This window comes from Lichenibacterium ramalinae, assembly GCF_004137085.1.
GTDB lineage: Bacteria > Pseudomonadota > Alphaproteobacteria > Rhizobiales > Beijerinckiaceae > Lichenihabitans > Lichenihabitans ramalinae.
On sequence record NZ_QYBC01000039.1, the window covers coordinates 1 to 20,856 of the forward strand.

The window sequence follows — 20,856 nt, forward strand, 5'->3', positions numbered from 1 at the left end:
GAGGACGGCGTCACGTTCCGCTACAAGGACTACCGCCGTGACGGCGACGCCCGCCACCGCACCATGACGCTGTCGACTGACGAGTTCATCCGCCGCTTCCTCGTCATGTCCTGCCCAGGGGCTTCCACCGCATCCGCCACTACGGCCTGCTCGCCACGGCTCGGTGCAAGGCGAACATCGCCCGCGCCCGCGAACTGCTTGCCGTCCCCGCACCGCCCGAGGCGCCCAAGCCGGCCTCTTCGGCCGAGCGCCGTATCCCTTGCCCCTGCTGCGGCGGGCGCATGCTGGTGATCGAGAGCTTCGAGGGCACGGTCCGCGCCCGGGCGCCACCCTCGCATCGATGGAGAGCCGGATGAGGGCGTCGTGAGCCGGCACGGCATGTCCCCGCACAGGGTCGAAGCGACGCCGCTTCGGCCATCGGACACGCTCGCCCCCACGGTGTCCGGCACCGTCCGCCCCAAGCCCGGGACCGCACCACAGGCTCCTCAGAGTTCGCGGCGATCCTCGATCGCAGCGCCTGTGGACCGCCGCGACACCTCGCCCGACCACGGGTTCGCCAGCCTGGGCTGGCTGCGGCGCCTCCGCGCGCTCGCCCGTCCCGCCAAATCCCCATAGCGCGAGGCGACCCTCGCGCGTTCGTCCTTGGGCGGCTTACCGACGGCGGCCCTCAGCCTGGACGCTCGGCCAGTGCCGGCCGCCGTCCGTAACCCTTCACCATGCAGGACGTTGGACGCCAGCTACGCCTCGCTCCGAAGCAGACGTTGACAGCTCATTGAACTTCGCCATCGCGCTGTCGCCAAGCCTCGAACTGGGCTTTCGTCGCCTTGTCCGGAGGAGAAAGGCCCGGGAGCTTCCGTCCCGCGTTGACCTTCTCCAGGATCCATTGCTCCAGGGTCTCGCCTCCCCGACCGAGGTCAGAAACAGTCTGGACCAGCGCCCAGGGGACAACCACCGCACCGTCCTGGTCAGCGATGATGACGTCATCAGGTAGGATGGTTACGACCCCCGTACCCGATCGGAGTCTGCCTGTCGGCAAACATGAGGCGCGCCACCGAAGGGGGAGACGCGTCGCGCCCATGCGTGACTAGGACAACAAGAAAGCCGTCGTGCGTCGCTCACGCGGTGACGGCCGTCCGGCGTCGAATCCACCCAAGCGGTGAGTGTGCAACGACGGCCCGCAACGCCGCCCCGGTGCCGTGCCACACCGCAAGCTGCGGCTCTCTTGTGGGATATATCCCTCGCGACGTCGTCATCGCAGCCGAAATCAGGAGACATCCGGATAGGTGTCGGGTTTCGTCATTACCCCAGCCAACCCGCAGAGCGCCACGGGGCGCGTCCATCTCACCTACGAAATGGTTCGGCGAGCGTCCGACGAGGGCGGCCGCGCCATCGACGCCAAGTCAATGCCCGCCTGGGATTCCGCCACACCGATCTTCGGCGCTCTCGTCCGCATTCCGGTTGACGCGTGCTAGGGAGGGACGCTCGTGATGAGCCGAGACGGGTGGCGTGGGGGGATGGATGGCGCGCGGACGAGACGAGGTGACCATCAAGGACGTCGCGAGGGTCGCGGGCCTGGGCCTTGGCACCGTGTCGCGCGTGCTTAACAACAAGCCCCACGTGAACGAGAAGTCACGCAAGCGAGTCCTCGCCGCGATCGAGCAACTCGGGTACAGCCCCGACCTCGTCGCCCGGAGCATGCGCGCGGGCGAGAGCAAGACGCTGGCCTTCGTGGTTCGCGACTTCACCGGCGCGATCCTGAGCGCGCTCGCCGACGCCGTGCAGGGCGAGATCGACCCCCTCGGCTTCTCGCTCTTCGTGGCATCCTCGTACCATGACCCAGAGCGCGAGCTCGCACTCATCCGCCGCTTCAAGGCGCGCCGCGTCGACGGCCTCATCATCGCAACCTCCTCGGAGGCCGACCCCGCCGTCCTATCCGAGTTCGCGGACGGGAGCATGCCCTTGGTGCTCCTCGACCGGGAACTGCCCGAAGCCCTCGATGCTGTCCAGGTGGACCACGCCGGCGGCGCTGCGCAGGCGGTGGACCACCTCGTAAGCCTCGGGCATCGTCGCATCGCCCTGATCTCCGGCGAGCCCGACGTGTTCCCGACGACGGAGCGCGTCCGCGGCTATCGGGAGGCGCTGGCGCGACACGGCATCCGCCACCGACCGGCGCTCTGCCGGGTCGGCTCCTTCTCGGTCGATTTCGCGTACCAGCAGGCCTTCGCCTTGTTGGGATCGAAGCAGCGACCCACCGCGATCGTGGCGGGCGGGACCGCGATGCTGCCGGGGGTGCTGCGCGCCGCGCAGGAACTCGAACTCGTCATCCCGCGCGACGTATCCGTGGTCGGGGGCGCCGACGGCGACCTCGCGCGCTACTCGACTCCACCGCTCACGGTCGTGACCTGGGACTACGCGGAACTCGGCCGCACGGCGGGACGCTTCCTCGCCAACCGTCTCGAGGACCCGGACGGCCCTCGCCAGCGTCGCTTGTTCCCGACCCGCTTGGTCCCGCGCCAGTCCTGCGCGCCGCCGCCCGACGATCCCTGAGATTGGCTCTTTACCGACCGGTGGACCCGGTGCTAGCCTGATCGAAATTGGAAACGTTTCCAAAATCAAGAGAACGCGGGAGACGGCATGAAGCGCATCGGCATCGACGTCGGCGGGACGTTCACGGACGTGGTCCTGATCGACGACGCCACCGGCCGGGTGTGGTCCACCAAGGTGCCCACCACGCCCCGCGACCGGGTCGTGGGTGCGCTCGAAGGGTTCCGAAAGATCCTGGACGTCTCGCAGTCTCACAGCGGCGAGATCGGCTTCCTCGGCCACGGCACCACGATGGCGACGAACATGGTGGTCGAGGGCAAGGGGGCACCGACGGCTCTCGTGACCACGCGCGGCTTCCGCGACATCCTCGAGCTCCGCCGCGCGTCGCGCCACGACCGCGCCGACCTGTACGATCTGTCCTTCGCCAACCCCCGCCCCCTGGTCGAGCGGCGCTGGCGCTTGGAGGTGACCGAACGCCTGCGCTTCGACGGCGCGGTCGAGACGCCGCTCGACCTCGGGCAGGTGCGCGACCTCGCGGCGCAGATCGCGGCCTCCGACGTCGAGGCGGTCGCGGTCGTGTTCCTTCACGCCCACGTCAACCCCGCCCACGAGCGCGCGGCGGTCGAGGAGTTGCGACGCCTGTTGCCCGACCGGTTCGTCTGCGCCTCCCACGAGGTCAATCCCGAGCCCATGGAATACGAGCGGGCGAGCTCGACTGTGATCAACGCGATGCTCGGCCCGGTATGCGGCCGCTACATCCGGCGGCTCGGCGGTGCCCTCGAGGAACACGGCTTCCGCGGCACCCTGATGTTCATGCAGTCGAACGGCGGTCTCGCGGCACCGGCCCTCGTGGCGGACCGGCCGCTCGTCCTGCTCGAGTCCGGTCCCGCGGGCGGCGTGAGCGCCGCGATCCGGACCTGCGAACGGAGCGAGATCCCGAACGCCATCCTGGGCGACATGGGCGGCACCACCTTCGACGTCTCGCTCATCCGCGACTATCGCCCGGAGGTGCGCGGCAAAAGTCTGCTACACAGCTACGTCGTCCGCTCCCCCACCATCGACATCGACTCCGTAGGAGCCGGGGGTGGTTCGATCGCCTGGATCGACGCCGGTGGCGGCCTGCGGATCGGGCCCGAGAGCGCCGGCGCCGACCCTGGGCCGGCCTGCTACGGCCGCGGCGGGACCGAGCCCACCGTCACCGACTGCAACCTCGTGCTCGGCTACGTCGACGCGGGCAGCTTCCTCGGCGGAGAGTTCAGGCTCGACGAGGCCGCCGCGCACCGTGCCGTCGAGGAGCGGCTCGCCAAGCCTTTGGGCTTGAGCGTCCAAGACGCTGCCCAGGCCGTCCGCGCCATCGCGAACGCACTCATGGCGCAGGCCATCCGGATCATGACGGTCGAGCGGGGATACGACCCACGCGAGTTCTCCTACATCTGCTACGGCGGCGCGGGACCGGTCCACGCGCTCGACCTTGCCGAGGCCATGGGCATCGGCCGCGTCATCATCCCTCCGCTGCCCGGCTTGTTCAGTGCGTTCGGCATGACGGTTGCCGACCAGCAGTACGACTACCAAGCCTCGCTCGAGCGCACGCTGGCCGACCTTCGCGACGGCGCGGTCGCCGCGAGCTTCGCCGACCTCGAGACCCTCGGCACCGCCGAGATGCGGCGAGCTGGGCTCGATCCGGGGGCCGTCCGCACGGTGCGGCGGGCCGACTGCCGCTACGTCGGGCAGCCCGACGTGATCACGGTCGACCTTGCAGAGGGGCCGGACGATCCGCGTGACGCCATCGGGCGCGCGTTCGAGGAGGCCCACCTTCGCCTATGGAACTTCACCAGCCCCGACAAGGCCATCGTGATCGCCAACGTCCGGATCCAGCTCGTCGCCCCGACCGGCTGGCGCGGACAGGCGGCCCCGGTCGCGGCGAGCGCTCCCGCGGTCGCAGGGCGCAGGCGGGTCCGCTTCGCCGAGGGCGACGCCGACCTCGACGTCTTCCAGCGCGCCGCCATCCCGGTCGGCGGGCGGATCCAGGGTCCGTCCGTCATCGAGGAGCCCAGCACGTGCATCGTTCTGAAGGCGTCGCAGACGGCTGTCGTCGACCGCAACATGAACCTTGTAATCGAGCTCGCCGCATGACCACCGACATCGTCACCTACGAGATCGTCCGATCCAGCCTCTACGCGATCGCGCGAGAGATGAAGATCGCGATGATGCGCACAGCCGGCAGCCCGCTCATGCACGCGAGCGGCGACTCCTCGGCCGCGATCTTCGACGCCGACATGCAGCTCGTCGCCCAGGGCAACGACATCCCGACCATGATGGGCTCGGCCGTGATCTCGACCAAGGTCTCGGTCGAGGCGATCGGCAAGTCCAACCTCGAACCCGGCGACGTCATCGTCAGCAACGACGTCTACCTCGGCGGGGGCAACCACCAGCCCGACGTGCAGTTCACCCGCCCCGTGTTCGTCGGGTCGGAGATCGTCGCCTTCGTGATGACGCGCGGGCACTGGACCGACATCGGCGGCCAGTCCCCCGGCAGCTACACCGTGAGCACCTGGGACGTCTTCGCGGAAGGCCTGCGGATCCCGCCCGTGCGCCTCTATCGGGGCGACAAGCCGGTGCGCGACGTCCTCGAGATCCTCAGCCGCAACAGCCGCAACGCTGACGAGCTCCTGCTCGACATCCAGGCCCAGTACGCCGGGACCTTCGTCGGGGATCGGCGCCTCGTGAGCCTCGCGGAGAAGTACGGGGTCCAGGCTCTCCGCTCAACCATGGCGAGGAGCCTCGACCATTCCGAAAAGCTCATTCGCCAGGCGATCCTCGCCATCCCCGACGGCGAGTACGAGGCCGAGGAGACCCTCGACCCCATCGAGGCGCCGGGCTGGAAGGGGGAAAGCCCTCTCCTCAAGGTTAAGGTGACCGTGGCGGGCGACGGGATCACCTTCGACTACACAGGGACGGGGCCGCAGGTGCGCGGCGGCATCAACTGTCCGCTCTCGGTCACCTGCAACAGCACATGGTTTACCGTGAAGGCCATCACGGACGTCAGCATCCCGATCAACCAGGGCTGTTACCGCCCCGTCACCATCGTGGCGCCCGAGGGGTCCGTGCTGAACTGCCAGTATCCGGCCTCGGTGGTCTCCGGCAACACCGAGACCTCGCCCCGCGTCATCGACCTCCTCCTCAAGGCCCTGTCGGCCGCCGTGCCGGACCGGGTCGTCGGGCAGAGCAACTGCTGCTCGGGCGCGGGCATCTTTAGCGGCCGCGAGACGGACGCGGGCCGCCTGCGCCGGACCGGCCGCGAGTTCGTGACCATGCACGACGTCCACGCGGGCGGCATGGGGGCGCGCGCCGACAAGGACGGGATCAGCGGCGTCCGGGTCTACGTCGGCAACGCGGGGAGCCAGCCCGTCGAACTCATCGAGCAGGGTTACCCGATGATGGTCGAGGAGTGGAGCCTCGTGCCCGACACGGGCGGCGCCGGCCGCTTCAGGGGCGGCCTCGCCTCGCGCCGCACCTACCGCGTCGGCTACGACGAGGCCACCTTCACGGTGTCGGCCGAGCGCGGACGCTCGGCACCGCAGGGGCAGTTCGGTGGCCTTCCGGGCGCGCCCTTCGCGTGCCAGGTCGCCCGGCCCGACGGGTCCGTGACACCCGTCGCCGCCAAGGGCGGCCAGACCGTGGTGCACCGGGGCGACCGCGTCTCTATCCAGCCCGCCGGCAGCGGGGGCTACGGCGATCCGCTCGAACGACCGCGCGCCGCCGTCGAGGCCGACGTTCTCGACGGTTACGTCACCGCGGCCGCCGCGGCGAGGGACCATCGATGGTCTGACGACGGTTCGCCCGGCGGTACCGCCGCGGGCCGCGAACTGGGAGCGCGGCGATGACCGGCACACTCCCCCTCGCGGGCCTTTGCGTCGTCGAGATCGGCCACAGCTTGGCGGCGCCCTACGCGGGCATGATCCTCGGCTCCCTCGGGGCCGAGGTGATCAAGATCGAGAGCGAGGGCAGCGGCGACTACGCGCGCGACTGGGGCCCTCCCTTCGTCGACGGCGCGGCCGCGCTGTTCCACGCCGTCAACCACGGCAAGTCCAGCATCGCGCTCAGCCTGTCGAACCCTGTTCACGCGGCAGCCCTGCGCGACCTCATCGTGGCGAGGGCGGACGTCGTCCTCCAGAACCTCAAGGCGGGCAGCCTCGGCAAGTACGGCCTCGGACCGGAGGACCTCCGCGCCGCGAACCCCGCCCTCGTCTATTGCAACCTCGGCGCCTTCGGCGAGGTCGGCCCGCTGCGGGACAAGCCAGGCTACGATCCGCTGGCGCAGGCGCTCAGTGGCCTCATGAGCCTCGTGGGCCACCCCGACGAGCCGGCGGTCCGCATCCCCGTCTCGGTCAACGACATGGGAACGGGCCTCTGGGCCGCGATCGGCGTCCTCGCCGCGCTGCTGAGGCGCAAGACGACCGGCGTCGGCGAGGTGGTCTCCGTCTCGCTCTACGAGACGGCGTTGACCTGGGGCAGCATGCAGATCACCGACTACCTCGCTAACGGGGTGCTGCCCGGGCGGTGGGGGTCGGGCACCGCCGCCATCGTCCCGCATCAGGCCTTCGACTGCCTCGACGCGCCCATCATGGTGGCGGCCGGCAACGACCGGCTGTTCGGACGTCTTTGTGACGTGCTCGACTGCGCCCCGCTCGCCGCGGACCCGCTCTTTCGGAGCAACGGGGCGCGGGTCGCCAACCGGGTGGCGTTGATCGAGCGGCTCCAGGCCGTGTTCCGGACGAAGCCCGCCGAAGTTTGGCTCGCGGCGCTCGACGCGGTCGGGATCCCGTGCGGACCGATCCTAACGGTCGATCAGGTAGTGCGCCAGGAGCAGACCCGCGCGCTCGACCTCATCAAGACGACGGACGACGGCGCCGTCCAGGTCGTGGGACTGCCGATCTCCTTCGGCGGCTGCAGACCCGACAGGATCGGCCGCACGCCCAAGCTCGGCGAACACAACGGTCTTCTCACCATCAAGGAAGCAGCGGAATGAGGATATCCGAATCGGTCGGCGGCGCCGATCTCGAGACGCTGAGGCTCGAGGAGGTGGGAGACCACATCCTCGTGGTCCGCCTGGACCGGCCGCAGGTGGCGAACGCCATCTCGACCACGACGGGCCACGAGATCATCCGCGTCTTCGGCGCGCTCGAGGCCGACCCGTCCCTCTATCGCTGCGTCGTCCTGACCGGCTCGGGGGAGCGCGCCTTCTGTGGGGGCGCCGACCTCAAGCAGCGCGAGGGGATGACCGACGAGGACTTCGGTCGCCAGCACTACCTCTTCGAGCGGATGAACCGGGCCATCACCTTCTGTCCCGTGCCGACGATCTGCGCCGCCAACGGCGCCGCCGTCGCGGGCGGGCTCGAACTCATGCTCGCCTGCGACTTCGCCTACGCGTCGCGCACCGCCGTGTTCGGCTTCACCGAAGTCATGCGCGGCATCATGCCCGGCGGAGGCGGGACGCAGCAGCTGCCGCGCGCCATCGGCGCCCGCCGCGCCAAGGAGCTCATCTTCCGCGGAACCAAGTTCTCCGCCGAGGACGCCCTCGCATGGGGCCTCGTCAATCGCCTGTGCGAGCCCGCGAAGCTGCTCGACGAGACGATCGCGACCGCGGAGGAGATCTGCCGGAACGCGCCGCTGTCCATCGCCCAGGCCAAGAAGGCCGTGGATCTAGGCCTTCAGACCGACTTGCGCACCGGCCTCTACACCGAGATCGAGGCCTACTATCGACTGATTCCGACCGAGGACCGCCACGAGGGCATCAACGCCTTCAATGAGAAGCGGCCTGCAGTCTTCAAGGGGCGCTGATCGCGCCGCTGGGTGGAAACGTTTCCAGAAACGGGAGGGTTCGAATGTCCATGAGCGAGGTCAAGATCACGGCGCCCCTTGCAGAGGGCGTCTACAGGAAGGTTACGCTGCGGCTGATCCCCTTCCTCTTCGTCTGCTACACCTTCGCCTTTCTCGACCGCATCAACATCGGCGTCGGCAAGCTCGAGATGGTGAAGGATCTAGGGCTCAACGACCTTATCTATTCAACAGGAGCGGGAATATTTTTTCTCGGCTACGTCCTGATGGAGATCCCGAGCAATTTGATGCTCGCGCGGGTCGGGGTCCGCAAGACCTTCTCGCGCATTCTGATCCTCTGGGGCTTGGCCGCGGCCGGGACGGCCTTCGTGGTCCTGCCCTGGCAACTCTACTCCGTGCGCTTCCTGCTCGGATTATTTGAGGCAGGTCTGTATCCGGGCGTCATTTTCTACTTGACGCGCTGGTATCCAGCAGAGCGCAGGGCCAAGGTGATCGCCATCTTCACTTGCGCGACGGGCATCGCGGGCCTGATCGGCGGACCCTTGTCGGGACTGCTGATGACGAGCTTCGACGGTGCGGCCGGCCTACATGGCTGGCAGTGGATGTTTATCGTCGAGGGCCTGCCCACCTGCCTGATCGGGGTCGCCGCATTCTTCTACCTCGATGACGGGCCGGCAGAAGCCAGCTGGCTGAGCGGTCCCGAGAAGACCTTGGTGTTGAAGAACCTCAATGTCGATTCCGACGATACCGCATATGGGGCTCACTCGTTCGCCGCGGCGCTGGCCGATTACCGTGTTTACCTCTTGGCCTTGATTTGGTTCACGCAGATCTGCGGCGTGTTCGTAATCGGGTTCTGGCTTCCGACCATTATCAAGAGCTTCGGCATCGACAGTCCGCTCCACGTCGGCCTGCTGTCGGCAATCCCGTATTTCTGCTCGTGGATCGCTCTGATCTTGCTGGGGAGAAGTTCCGACGCGCGGAACGAGAGGGCATGGCACTGCGGTCTCGCCATGGTGGCCGGTGCCGCGGGCTTGGTGGCCGCCGGCATGATCACGTCGAGCCTGCCCCTGTCGCTACTGTTCCTTTCGATTGCCACCTCGGGAATCCTCGCCTGCAACCCGATCTTGTGGGCGATCGCCACCGACTACCTGAGCGGTCGCGCTGCCGCCGGCGCCATCGCGGTAGTCAACACTATCGGCCTACTCGGTGGATATGTCAGCCCGATGATCATGGGATGGGCCAAGACCCTGACAGGTAATCTCGCGGCCGGGCTCTACATCATCGCTGCGATCCTGCTGGTGGGTGCCTTGGTATCGATCGTGTTCACGCCCGCCATGCTGCGAGGTCGACGATTGAGTGGCGGAGCGTCGTCTGGCTCCCCGTTCGACGCGGTAGTCTCGCCATGACTGCGAGCAGCAGCGCCGACGAGGTCCTCGTGCGAGAAGTCGGTCCCCGCGACGGCCTTCAGATGGCGCGGGGAACGATGGCCACGGACCTCAAGATACGGTGGATCAAAGCCCTTGCCCATGCTGGGGTCCGCTCGATTGAGGTCGGGAGCTTCGTGCCCCTGAAGCTCATTCCCCAGATGGCCGACACGGGCGAGGTCGTGGCAGCCCTGCGCGACTTGCCTGGCGTCGCCCTGACGGCGCTGGTCCCGAACCTCAAGGGAGCGCAGCGCGCTCATGCGGCCGGGGCACGGCGCGTCATCGTGCCGGTCTCGGTCAGCGAGAGTCACAGCCGCGCCAACACCAACAAGGGCACCGACGAAGCCATCGCGGAGGTGGGGCGGATCACGGCGTGGTCCCGGGCCGAAGCGCCTGACCTTCACGTCGAGGCCGGTTGCGCGACGGCCTTTGGTTGCTCAATCGAGGGCGTGATGCCACAGGACCGCGTCCTACGCGTGGCAGAGGGCCTAGTCGCGGCAGGTGCCGACTCGCTCGTGCTCGCCGACACTGTCGGCTACGGCAACCCCGCGCAGGTCAAGCGGCTCGTGGCGGCGGCGCGCTCCGCCGTCGGCGATCGTCTGGAGGCGCTGCACCTCCATGACACGATGGGCCTCGGGCTCGCCAACGCTTACGCGGGGCTCGAGAGCGGCATCCGTCAGTTCGACGCCTCGCTGGCCGGGCTGGGCGGTTGCCCCTACGCGCCCGGCGCGTCCGGCAACATCGTCACCGAAGACCTCGTCTTCCTGCTTGAGAGCGCCGGCTTCTCGACCGGCATCGACCTCGCCGCGCTCGTCGCCGCGCGGGACCTGTTGCGCGAGGGGCTGCCCGACGAGCTTCTCCAGGGTCAGGTCGCACGCGCCGGTGTCCCAAGAACCTACCACACGGCCTGAGGAGGCTGGGATGAGCAAGCATCGCGTCGGCAACGTCGACATCAACAAGGTCGTCGACTTCGAGCAGTCGCTCTGGCGCGCCGAGGATCTTTTCCCCGACGTCACCCCCGGCATGCTGGAGGAGGGTCGGGCGACGCTGCCGCCCGGCTTCATCCATCCCGAGGAAGATCTGGTCTATCTGAGCTTCCACAGCTACGTGCTGCGGAGCGGAGGGCGCACGATCCTGGTCGACACCTGCGTGGGCAACTGCAAAGAGCGTCGCTCGCTGCCGAGCTGGAACATGCTTCGCACGCCCTTCCTCGAAAACCTCGCCGCAGTCTGCGTCAGGCCCGAGGACGTCGACATCGTAATGAGCACTCACCTCCATGCCGACCACGTGGGTTGGAACACGCGGTTGCTCGACGGACGCTGGGTGCCAACGTTTCCGAACGCGCGCTACGTGATGGAACGCACCGAGTTCGAGCACTTCCGCGACCTCCATGCCACCCACTCCGCAGTGCCGGTCACCCGGGGGGCGTTCGCCGACAGCGTGCTCCCCGTGGTGGATAGCGGGCAGGCGGTGCTAGTCGAGATGAACCATGTGTTGGAAGGCATCAGGGGCGACGGCATCTGGCTCGAGCCCTCAGTGGGCCATTCGCCCGGCCACGTGTGCGTCCACGTCGGCACAGGGCGTGATCAGGCCATCCTGTCGGGCGACGTGATTCACTCTCCCATCCAGTTCACCCATCCCGACCTCTGCAGCGCCGCGGACTTCGACCGCGACGGGTCCCGGCGGAGCCGGCGTGCGCTAATGGAGCGCCTCGCCGACACGGGATCGCTGCTGCTGACGTCTCACTTCCCGAGCCCGACGGCTGGACGCCTGTCGCGCCAGGGCGACGGCTATGCCTTCAGGTTCAGTGATTAGCCCAGGAGGGGGCTGCCGTGCCGAGCGGTCCCGCGCCGCGATCCCAGCGCGGGACCGTGGTCCCGAGCGTGAGAGGGGGGCGAAGGCGTCGGGCCGGCCCGCCTGCGGTGTTCTCGACCCCTTCGGCCCAGTCCTGCTCTTTTGCCGGTGCGAGCCCTGGCCCTCGAATGTCGCCGCGGGTTGGCGCCAGGATAGCGGCGACGCGAGCGAGCGACGCGCGCGCCTCGCAGCCTACGCCGCGCGACACCCGCTGCGTCAGGCCGCGCAGGACGGCCGCCGCCATGAGGTAGCCGCAGGCATGGTCGAGGGCTTGGACGGGCAGGGGAACCGGTCGATCGGACCTTAAAGCGCGCATACCCGCCTCGGCGATGCCCGAACTCATCTGCACGAGGCTATCGAAGCCGCGTCGCCCACGCCATGGCCCCGTCCAGCCGTAGGCGCAAAGGGAGACGTCGACGAGGCCCGGCCGGAGCTGTCGGCGTCGCTCGGCGCCAAACCCGAGGCCGTCGAGCGCACCGGGCCTGTAGCCGTGCACTATGACGTCGGCGTCGGCGAGGAGGGCCTCGAGACGCGCGCGGTCCTCCGCGCGCCGGAGATCGAGACGGGCGCAGCGCTTGCCCAGCGTGACATCGGGCACGATCGCGGGCTCGTCCCACCACGGCGGGTCGATGCGCAGCACTTCTGCGCCGAAGCTAGCTAGGAAACGGGTCGCGACGGGGCCGGCGAGCACGCGCGTGAGGTCGAGGACGCGCAAGCCTTGCAGCGGTCTCTCTGGGGATCCCGGCCAGACTGGTCCCGCAGCGGCGTCCGTGTCCTCACGCCAGACGAGCGGCTCGTTCGAGACGGACCGGCCCTGCGCGTGCTCGCGCCAAGCCGCGGCGGAGCGCATGGCCGCCGCGCATCCTCCAGCCTCCACCACCGCCGCCTCGAGGTCCTCGCCGCGCCAACGTGCAACGGCCCGTTCCACGGCCCCTCGGTCGACTGGCACCCCGAGCACGCTGAGGGCAGCCCGCTGATGGGCGGGGGCGTTGGTGTGCAGCTTGATCCAACCATCGATCGTCGGGTAGTCCCCCGCGACGGCGTCCCAGGTCGGCGCCGGCTCCCACCCCAGAGGATCGAACGACCGCGCGAACCAGAGCGATGCCCGTCGCCGGTCGACGGTGACGTCGGGCGCATGCCCGAAGAGGGCAGCGGCGAGTTCCGCTGTCGCGCGGCCCGCCGCGCCGATGGTCGCGACTGCGAGATCCGTAACGGCGTGAACTGACGGTAGGGTCCCTTCGCCCTTCACACCGAGGTCGACCGTCGGGTTTCCGCCGAGCGCAGCCCAGACCTTATCTGCTAGCAGCATGGTGGGACTGGATGCGTTGCACTCATAAAGCTGTTTCCGTTATATGCGGCGCACAGTTTCGCGCTGTGAGTGCGGCTCGCGAGGAAGGGTCTCGATTTAGGGATCTGTGTCGCCGGAATGTCATCGTCTATCGTTCACCTCTGAAACCTGCCGTAGCGGCAATGTCTGCTTTGCTCTAAGTTTAAACCAACACCGGTCGTTCCGCCTTCCACCCTGATCCGACACACGGTTGAGGGACGTGGACAGGGAAAGTCCTTCTGCTCCTCACCTCTCACTCCAGCGCGCCGGCGTAGGTCGCCGAGGCGTTCCGACCGTCAGACGCCTCCCGAGGTCTTCAGATGAGCCGTCGGTTCATCTGCCGAATGCGAGCCGGTCCCAACCATCATCGGTCCGCTGCGACAGGCGGTGCTTCATGATCCTCTGGCTCGGCGTCCGCTCGAACTCATCAACGATCGCAAGGTAGCGAGGCACCTGGTAGGGGGCGAGACGTGCCGTCAGCCAGGCGAACAGGGCGGCCGAGTCGATCGTCGCCCCGGCCTTGGGCTTCACGACGAGCTTGATGTCCTGCTCGCCGATCTCCGCCGCGACGCCGAACATCGCGCAGTCCTCGATGTCGGGGTGACCAGCGGCGACGTGTTCGACCTCCCAAGCCGACACGTTCTCGCCGCGGCAGCGTACGCTGTCGTTCATGCGGCCGAGGAACGTCAAGTTGCCGTCCGCGTCCAAGCGGCCGAAGTCGCCCGTGTGCAACGCCTCGTCCCGCAGAGCCAGCGCGCTCGCCTCCGGATTCCGGAAGTAGCCCGGAAAGAGGGCGCCGGGCAGGCTGGTTCGGACCACGATCTCGCCTTGCGAGCCTGGCTGGACGTCCTCGCCTGACGCGTCCCTTAGCGCCACGGTGAACCACGGGAGAGGGCGTCCGACGGAGCCGACCACGCGCCGGTCGTTGCAGGTCGTGAGGCTCGACGCCTCCGTCATCCCGTAGCACTCGCGGATCTCCACGCCGAACCGATCCTCGAAGTCGCGCCAGATCTCCTTCGGACAGCCCCCGCCCCAGGCGATGCGCACCGTATGGGCGCGATCCGTGGGGAGTTCGGGCTGCTTCAGCAGCAGTTGGAGGATGCCGCCCAGATAGTGGATGTGAGTGGCGCCTTCCGCCCGCACCTGGTCCCAGAACCGGCTGGCGCTGAAGCGTTCCACCATTGACAGCTGAACGTCTCGGATGAGCGGGAGCACGATGAGTTGCGCTCCCCCGATGTGGTAGAGCGGTTCCCAGACGAAGAAGACGTCGCCGGCTCGCGCTTCCGACAGCTTGGCGACGGCTTCACCGGCCAACCGCATCATCAGGTGAGTGACGATGACCCCCTTTGGTCGACCGGTGGTGCCCGACGTGTACATGATGGCGAAGGTGTCGGTCGCGGCAGGGCTCTTCGATGGCGAGGGCATTGGCCCCCGCAGAACGGCGCCAAGCTCGTCCCCCTCGCCTCCTGCCACGATCGTTCGTACGCTCTCGGCGTCAAAGCCGCTCTCGGCGATCGCGGGCAGGAGGGCGGCGTCGGCGACCACCATGGCCGGCGCGCAATGCTCCAGGACGTAGCGAAGCCCCTCGCCCTTCAGCCGCGCGTTGACCGGCACCCATACGGCGCCGGCCCGGGCGATGCCGAACAGGACGGCCAGGGTCTCGGGCGAGTTGTTCATCATCACCGCCACGCGCGCTCCCGGTCCGAGAGCTGCGAGCGTGCCGGCGAATGCGCTTGAGAGCCTCTCCAGGAGACCCAGCGTGATGGGGCGACCGTCGAACCGCGCGAACACGCGATCCGGGGTGCGGGCAGCCGCTTGGAGGAACAGCGGCAGGAAACCGTCCGGATGAAGCATCGTGGCAAACCGCAGGTCGGAGAAAACGCGCATCGGTCAAGCCGAGCGGCGGAACCGCTCGGCCGCGAGCAGCAGCAGCGTGATCACGACGAAGATCACCACCGACACCGCTGCCAGCGTGGGATTGAGCTGAAGGATCATGTCGTCCCACATCTGCTTCGGCAGCGTCGTTTTCACCCCGCCCGAGACGAAGAGCGCGATCGTCAGTTCGTCGAAGGACGTGATGAAGGCGAAGAGGAGCGCCGCGACGATTCCCCCGCGCACCATCGGTATCGTGACGTGCCACAAGGTCCGCGCGCGATCCGCGCCGAGGGTCGCGGCCACCTGGTCGAGACGCCAGTCGTATCCCTTCAGCACGGCCGTGACCGCGACGAGCGCGAACGGCAGCGCCAGGAGCGTGTGCCCGATCACCAAGCCGACGTCGCTGGCCACGAGGCCGATCTGGGCGAAGAGGTAGAACAGCCCCACCGCCAGCACGATGCGCGGCACGATCATCGGTGCGAGGAAGAGCGCGAAGACGGCCCCGCGCCAACGCGAGCGCGAGCGGGCCAGCCCCAGGGCCGCGAAACCGCCGATCAGGGTGGCCAGGATGGCGGTGGCGAACGCCACGCCGAAGGAGCGGACCGTCGCACCGATCCACACGTCGGAGCCGAAATAGGTTTGGAACCAGCGCAGCCCATAGCCGGGAGGCGGGAACTCCAGGAACGAGGAGCTGCTGAACGCCATGGGTAGGACCGCCAGCGTCGGCAGGATCAGAAAGGCGATGGCCAGCCCCGCGTAGATGGGGAGCAGGGCACGCCCGAAGCGTGGGCCCGCCCCGCGCGCCAGCCCCTCGCCAATGATCGTCCAAAATCGCGCCATGTGGAACAGGAACGCCAAGCCCCACACCCGGGTGCGGCCTGGGGCACGGGAGCGACCTGGCGCGTCGCCCGAGAGGCTCGAAAGGCCGAAGAGCCGGTCATAGAGCCAGCAGGTCAGAAGCGTGGCGACCAGCAGCAGCGCCGAGAGCGCTCCCGCGAAGGCCCAGTCCAGCACGTCCTGGATCTGCGTGATGATGAGCTGCGCCAGCATCGTCTGCTGGCGTCCGCCCAGCAAGGCCGGCACGATGAAGAAGCCCAGCGCCGAGATGAAGGTGAGGAGGCCGGCGGCGGCGAGGCCCGGCATCGACAAGGGGAAATGGATCAGCCAGAACCGCTGCGCCGGCGCTGCCCCGAGCGTGCCCGCCACGGGCCCGAGCCGCGCGTCGATGCCCGTCATCACCGGCAGCATCGTCAGGACCGCCAACGGCAGCATGGCATGGACCATGCCGACCAGCACGCCGAACTCGTCGTTGATGAGCGAGAGCGGCCGGTCCGTCACGCCGAGCGCCATGAGCCCGGCGTTGACCACCCCGGTCCGCCCCAGCAGGATCATCCACGCGAAGGTCTTGACGAGGGTGCTGGTCCAGAAGGGCAGCAACACCAGCAAGGTGAGGCGTGCCCGGCGTGAGTCGGGGAGGCGCGCCAGCCAGTAGGCGAGCGGATAACCGAGGCCGACCGACAGGAGCGCCGTGAGCCCGGCGATGCGGAACGTGATGCCGAGCACCCGCAGGTAGACGTTGGCCTCGACCAGTCGCGCGTAGTGATGGGCGGTCAGCGCCCCGGTGTCGGCGTCCTCGACGCTCAGCGACAGGAGCCGTAGGACCGGCAGCAGCAGGAAGACGGCGAGGAAGGCGAGGCCAGGCGCAGCGAGCCAGAGCGGACCGAGCGATGGGAGGCGTCGCCGCGACAGTGGGAGGGCGGCGATCGTCACGGGATCACCACGGCATCGGCGGTACGCCAGCCGATCGCGACGGCCTCGCCGAGGTCGGGCACGCGCAGACCGGGGCGAAGGCGCACGATGGCCCGCTCGCCGGCCCGCAGCGCCACGATCATCCGGGTCTCGGATCCTGCGTAGATCATCTCGGCCACCGTGCCGGCGACGCTGTTCTGTCCGTCACCGCCGATGGCGATCTGTTCGGGCCGGACGACCAGGGCAGCGGTGCCGCTCGCCGGGCCCTCGAGCCCGTCCATGCAGAGCAGCCCCTGGGGGGTGTCGAGCATCGCCGAGCCGTCCGACGCGCGCGTCACCCGTCCGCGGAAGATGTTGGACAGACCGATGAAGTCGGCGGCGAAGGCCGTTCGCGGGCGCGCGTAGATGTCCTGCGGCGTACCGACCTGCTCGACCGCGGCGTGGTTCATGAGGCAGATGCGATCCGACATCGCCAGGGCCTCCTCCTGGTCGTGCGTGACGTAGACGACCGTCGCGCCGGTCTCGCGGTGCAGCCGTTTGATCTCGAGCTGCATGTGTTCGCGCAGCTTCTTGTCGAGGGCACCCAGGGGCTCGTCCATCAGGATGACCGACGGTCGGTAGACGAAGCAGCGGGCCAGGGCCACGCGTTGCTGCTGGCCGCCCGACAGTTCCCGGGGGAAGCGCGTCCCGAGACTTCCCATTTGCACCATGTCGAGGGCCGTCGTCACCTGACGGGCGAGATCGGTGGGCGCCTGTCCGCGCATCTTCAGGGGGAATGCGATGTTCTCCGCGACGGTCAGATGCGGGAACAGGCCGTAGTGCTGGAAGACGAGCCCGAGGTCGCGTCGATGCACGGGCGTGTAAGTCTGGTCGACGTCGTCGATGAAGACGCGCCCCGTCGTCGGCTCCGTCAGGCCGCAGATCATCTGAAGCAGGGTCGTCTTGCCCGAGCCGGAGGGGCCGAGCAGCGTCAGGAACTCGCCCTTGGGCACGTCGAGGTCGGTCGGCTTCAGGGCCGGCGTCGAGCCGTAGCTCTTGCCGAGCCCCGAGACCCTCAGCTTCGGTGTGGCCGTGAGCCTGGGCTCGGACATGGCGGCCGGCATCGTCAGTCCAGGATCCAGGTGTTGAAGCGCTCCGTCATCGCGGCGCGATTGACGCTCCACCAGCTCTCCCGCGCGATGGTCATGAGCTTCAGGTTCTCGGGCGCGGTCGGCAGGGTCGAGGCGCGCGCCGCCGGGATGTCCCTGTAGGCGTCGAGGTTGGTGGGACCGTAGGACAGCACGTTCGTGAAGAGCGCCTGTTGCTTCGGATCGGCGCAGAACCTGACGAAGCGGCGCGCCGCGTCGGCACGCGGGCACCCCTTCGGGATCCCCCAGCCCTCGATGGAGTAGAGTCCCTGGTTCCAGACGATCTTGACCGGCGCGCCGCCGTCCACGGTCGCCTGGGCGCGAGCGTTCCACAAGGCGATCATGTCGACCTCCCCGCTCTGGATGAGTTGGCTCGACTGCGCGCCCGAGGTCCACCACACGGCGACGTCGGGCTTGATCCTGTCGAGGCTGCGGAAGGCTCGCTCCACGTCGAGTGGGTAGAGCTTGTCGAGTGCGACGCCGTCGGCCAGCAGGGCTTGCTCGAGCGTGTCGATCGGGTTCTTGCGCAGCGAGCGGCGGCCGGGGAAGTCGGCCACGTTCCAGAAGTCGGCCCAGGAGTTCGGGGACTTGCCCTTGAACCGATCGGTCCGGAACGCCTGGATCGTCGAGTAGACGTCGACGCCGAGCCACACGGGGGTGAGGCCCTCGGCCATCAGACCCGGAGCCTGGGCAGGCGGCAGGTCGATAGGCTCCAGCAGCTTCTGCTTCTCCAGGATGTCGCGGGCCGACAGCGTCAGCGTGCAGACGTCCCAGGTGTAGGCCTTGGTCTCCACCATGGCCTTGAACTGCGCGGTCGGTTCAGCCTCTCGCGCGACGTTGACGACCCTGATCCCGGTCGCCTTCTCGAACGGATCGTAGAAGGCGCTGCGGTAGGCCGGGCCATAGGGACCACCGGGATCCGCCACGGTGAGGGGCGCGTCTGCGGCGCTCGCCCGGCTGGCGAGCCCTGGCATGCTCGCAGCCAGGGACAAACCGCCCATCCCCTTGAGGAGCATGCGGCGGCTGACGGGATCGAAACGCTCGGTCATGGGCATGCTCCGGGAAAGGGGGGAGGGAAGTGTCAGGTGCGGCGGGCTGCCCTGACGGCGAGGAACTGCTCCATCATCATCTGGGGCTCGCCCGTCGCGTAGGACTCACGCTGGATGCGGGTGCCGGCTGCGAGGCAGTCGCGGAATCCCGGCTCCGTCACCTCGCGGAAGCGCTGCTTGTTCAGGCGCATGGCGACGGGAGGCTTGGCGGCGAGTTGCTCGGCGAGTTCCAGGCTGGCGTCGAGGACTCGTTCCTGCGGGACGAGGCGGCTGATGAGCCCGACGGCCACGCATTCTTCCGCGTCCATCAGACGCCCCGTCAGGGTCAGGTCGATCGTACGGGCGAGGCCGAGCATCTCGCGCATGATCCAAGGACCGGTGACGGACGCGATGCCGGAGTTGATCTCGGGCTGTCCCATGCGAACCCCGGGATGGCCGACCCTGATGTCGGTCAGCAGCGCCACCTGGAAGGCAGAGCCGGCCGCTAAGCCGTTCAGGGCGCCGACGAGGGGTTTGGACAGTGAGCGCATGCGGTCGTAGAGCCGCTCCCACTCTCCCATCCAGTCCTCGGCGCGATCCGCGTCGAAGCCCTTGGCCTCGTTGAGGTCCTGACCCGCTCCGAAGGCCCGGTCACCCGCTCCGGTCAGGATCAGGGCACCGACTGCGGGATCCGCTTCGAAGGCGCTGAAGGCCTCGATCAGTGCGTCCCGCATCGGTCGCGTCCAGGCGTTCAGGACTTCGGGCCTGTTCAACGTGACGATGCCGACGCGGCCACGGCGTTCGGTCAGGATGGAGTCGGCCACAGGACCTCCCTTTGTTATTGCTATGCGATAACTCTTATTGCATGATCTAGAGTAGGGACAGCCTTCGTGGGGTGTCAACGGCATAAACAAGGCACCGGCTGCTCAGCGAGGGACCAATGGCCAGAGATGAGGCAGGGAAGAACCCGGCGGGCCGTGCCGATCCTTTGAGCGTGGCGTCCGTCGAGAAGGCGTTCCGAGTCCTGACGGCCTTCGACGAGGCGCATCCGGCGCTGAGCCTGACGCAGCTCGCCGCGCTGATCGGACTAGATCGAAGCGCGGTACAGCGTTTCACCTATACGCTGGAGCGGCTCGGCTACCTCCGCAAGGATCCGACCACCAAGCATTTCGAGTTGACGGTGCGGACGCTCGAGCTCGGCCACCACTACTCGCGGGCCAACACGCTCATCGAGCGCGCCATGCCCTACCTTCAGCATCTCAGTCGCACCACGGAGGAGACCATCAACCTGACGGTGCGCGACGACGTCGACATCGTCTTCGTGTCACGCTTCATGAGCAGGCACGTGCTCAACACCGACGTCGTGATCGGAACCCGAATGCCGGCCTTTTGCACGGCTCCTGGCTTGGCGATGCTGAGTGCCCTGCCGCGTGACGAGGCCACGGACATCCTTCGTCGAAGTGATCGCCGCGCGTTCACGCCAGCCACGAACACCGATCTGGATCGTCTGCTTGCTGAACTGTCCAGCTCCGCTTCTCAAGGCTATGCGATGGCGCTGGATCAATTCTATCAAGGCGACTTATCGATCGCCTCGGCCGTTCTCGATCGGAAAGGACGGCCTGTCGGCGCCATCAATATCGCTGTTTCTCGAGCACGATTCACGCCCGAGCAGGCCGAAACTGAATTTTCGTCACTGATCGTGGCTGCGGCGCTCTCAGTCTCTTCAGGGAAGCGAGCTTTATGAGCGGCCTTAGAGTCTGTCCGGGAATTCAGACTTTGCAACCTATGCGATGTAGCAGCATCATGACGGATGCGGCGTAGAGGAAGGCCTTGGCGGAAGCGATGGTGACCTCCGGGTCCTTCCAGAGCCGTCGATTGCGGCTGATCCAGGCGAAGAATCGCTCAACCACCCATCGTCGGGGGTGGACCACGAAGCCAACCTGCCCGGGCGATTTGCGGACGATCTCGACGGCGATGAGTGTGGCGCTGGCCGGCTTGTCGCCGGCGTAGCCAGCGTCGGCGAAGGCCTTGACGATGAAAGGGTAGGAGCGGCGCGACTGCTTGAGCACCGGCACGGCCCCGTCGCGGTC

At 68.0% G+C, this 20,856-nt stretch carries 16 protein-coding genes and 1 pseudogene; 10 read left to right on the forward strand and 7 right to left on the reverse strand.

Annotated elements, in window-relative coordinates:
• The 9 genes and pseudogenes from D3272_RS25995 to D3272_RS26035 all read left to right on the forward strand — a co-directional run.
• Window positions 1–356 (forward strand): annotated as a pseudogene (locus D3272_RS25995) (transposase); the annotation flags it as partial.
• Between the two features lie 1,183 nt (window positions 357–1,539).
• Window positions 1,540–2,547 carry a LacI family DNA-binding transcriptional regulator gene (locus D3272_RS26000; protein WP_165361543.1) on the forward strand — a complete coding sequence of 336 codons (1,008 nt, stop codon included), beginning with the start codon at window positions 1,540–1,542 and terminating at the stop codon, window positions 2,545–2,547.
• Between the two features lie 87 nt (window positions 2,548–2,634).
• Window positions 2,635–4,677, forward strand: a complete 2,043-nt coding sequence (locus D3272_RS26005; protein ID WP_129222146.1) for a hydantoinase/oxoprolinase family protein — start codon at window positions 2,635–2,637, stop codon at window positions 4,675–4,677.
• Window positions 4,674–6,428 carry a hydantoinase B/oxoprolinase family protein gene (locus D3272_RS26010; RefSeq protein WP_129222147.1) on the forward strand — a complete coding sequence of 585 codons (1,755 nt, stop codon included), beginning with the start codon at window positions 4,674–4,676 and terminating at the stop codon, window positions 6,426–6,428. The genes D3272_RS26005 and D3272_RS26010 overlap by 4 nt, the downstream gene beginning before the upstream one ends.
• Complete coding sequence (locus D3272_RS26015; RefSeq protein WP_129222148.1) at window positions 6,425–7,573, forward strand: CaiB/BaiF CoA transferase family protein; 1,149 nt, start codon at window positions 6,425–6,427, stop codon at window positions 7,571–7,573. Before D3272_RS26010 ends, D3272_RS26015 begins: the two co-directional genes overlap by 4 nt.
• Entirely contained in the window at window positions 7,570–8,385 is an 816-nt protein-coding gene (locus tag D3272_RS26020) for an enoyl-CoA hydratase/isomerase family protein (RefSeq protein WP_129222149.1), read from the forward strand. The genes D3272_RS26015 and D3272_RS26020 overlap by 4 nt, the downstream gene beginning before the upstream one ends.
• Window positions 8,386–8,435: 50 nt before the next feature.
• Window positions 8,436–9,788, forward strand: coding sequence for an MFS transporter (locus D3272_RS26025; RefSeq protein WP_129222150.1), 1,353 nt, complete (start codon window positions 8,436–8,438; stop codon window positions 9,786–9,788).
• Window positions 9,785–10,717, forward strand: coding sequence for a hydroxymethylglutaryl-CoA lyase (locus D3272_RS26030; protein WP_129222151.1), 933 nt, complete (start codon window positions 9,785–9,787; stop codon window positions 10,715–10,717). The genes D3272_RS26025 and D3272_RS26030 overlap by 4 nt, the downstream gene beginning before the upstream one ends.
• 10 nt (window positions 10,718–10,727) lie before the next feature.
• Complete coding sequence (locus D3272_RS26035) at window positions 10,728–11,621, forward strand: MBL fold metallo-hydrolase (protein WP_129222152.1); 894 nt, start codon at window positions 10,728–10,730, stop codon at window positions 11,619–11,621.
• Here the strand turns inward: D3272_RS26035 and D3272_RS26040 are convergent.
• The 6 genes from D3272_RS26040 to D3272_RS26065 form a co-directional block, all read right to left on the reverse strand.
• Window positions 11,611–12,969: a CoA transferase gene (locus D3272_RS26040; protein WP_129222153.1), complete on the reverse strand. Its 1,359-nt coding sequence runs from the start codon at window positions 12,967–12,969 to the stop codon at window positions 11,611–11,613. The genes D3272_RS26035 and D3272_RS26040 overlap by 11 nt on opposite strands.
• A 351-nt stretch (window positions 12,970–13,320) precedes the next feature.
• The gene (locus D3272_RS26045) at window positions 13,321–14,874 is read right to left on the reverse strand and encodes a class I adenylate-forming enzyme family protein (RefSeq protein ID WP_245496799.1); all 1,554 of its coding nucleotides are present in this window, start codon (window positions 14,872–14,874) and stop codon (window positions 13,321–13,323) included.
• 3 nt (window positions 14,875–14,877) lie between these two features.
• A complete protein-coding gene (locus tag D3272_RS26050) occupies window positions 14,878–16,632 on the reverse strand; it encodes an ABC transporter permease subunit (RefSeq protein WP_129222154.1) in 1,755 nt (584 codons plus the stop codon).
• On the reverse strand, window positions 16,629–17,702 hold the full coding sequence (locus D3272_RS26055; RefSeq protein WP_129222155.1) for an ABC transporter ATP-binding protein: 1,074 nt from the start codon (window positions 17,700–17,702) through the stop codon (window positions 16,629–16,631). Before D3272_RS26055 ends, D3272_RS26050 begins: the two co-directional genes overlap by 4 nt.
• Window positions 17,703–17,716: 14 nt before the next feature.
• On the reverse strand, window positions 17,717–18,787 hold the full coding sequence (locus tag D3272_RS26060) for an ABC transporter substrate-binding protein (protein ID WP_129222156.1): 1,071 nt from the start codon (window positions 18,785–18,787) through the stop codon (window positions 17,717–17,719).
• A gap of 32 nt (window positions 18,788–18,819) precedes the next feature.
• The gene (locus D3272_RS26065; RefSeq protein WP_129222157.1) at window positions 18,820–19,590 is read right to left on the reverse strand and encodes an enoyl-CoA hydratase/isomerase family protein; all 771 of its coding nucleotides are present in this window, start codon (window positions 19,588–19,590) and stop codon (window positions 18,820–18,822) included.
• A 116-nt stretch (window positions 19,591–19,706) separates the two neighbouring features.
• On the opposite strand from D3272_RS26065, the gene D3272_RS26070 reads away from it, so the two are divergent.
• A complete protein-coding gene (locus D3272_RS26070; RefSeq protein ID WP_129222158.1) occupies window positions 19,707–20,510 on the forward strand; it encodes an IclR family transcriptional regulator in 804 nt (267 codons plus the stop codon).
• 25 nt (window positions 20,511–20,535) lie between these two features.
• On the opposite strand, the gene D3272_RS26075 is transcribed toward D3272_RS26070, so the two are convergent.
• Window positions 20,536–20,856: transposase (locus D3272_RS26075; RefSeq protein ID WP_165361544.1), on the reverse strand; the 321-nt coding region annotated here is incomplete at its 5' end.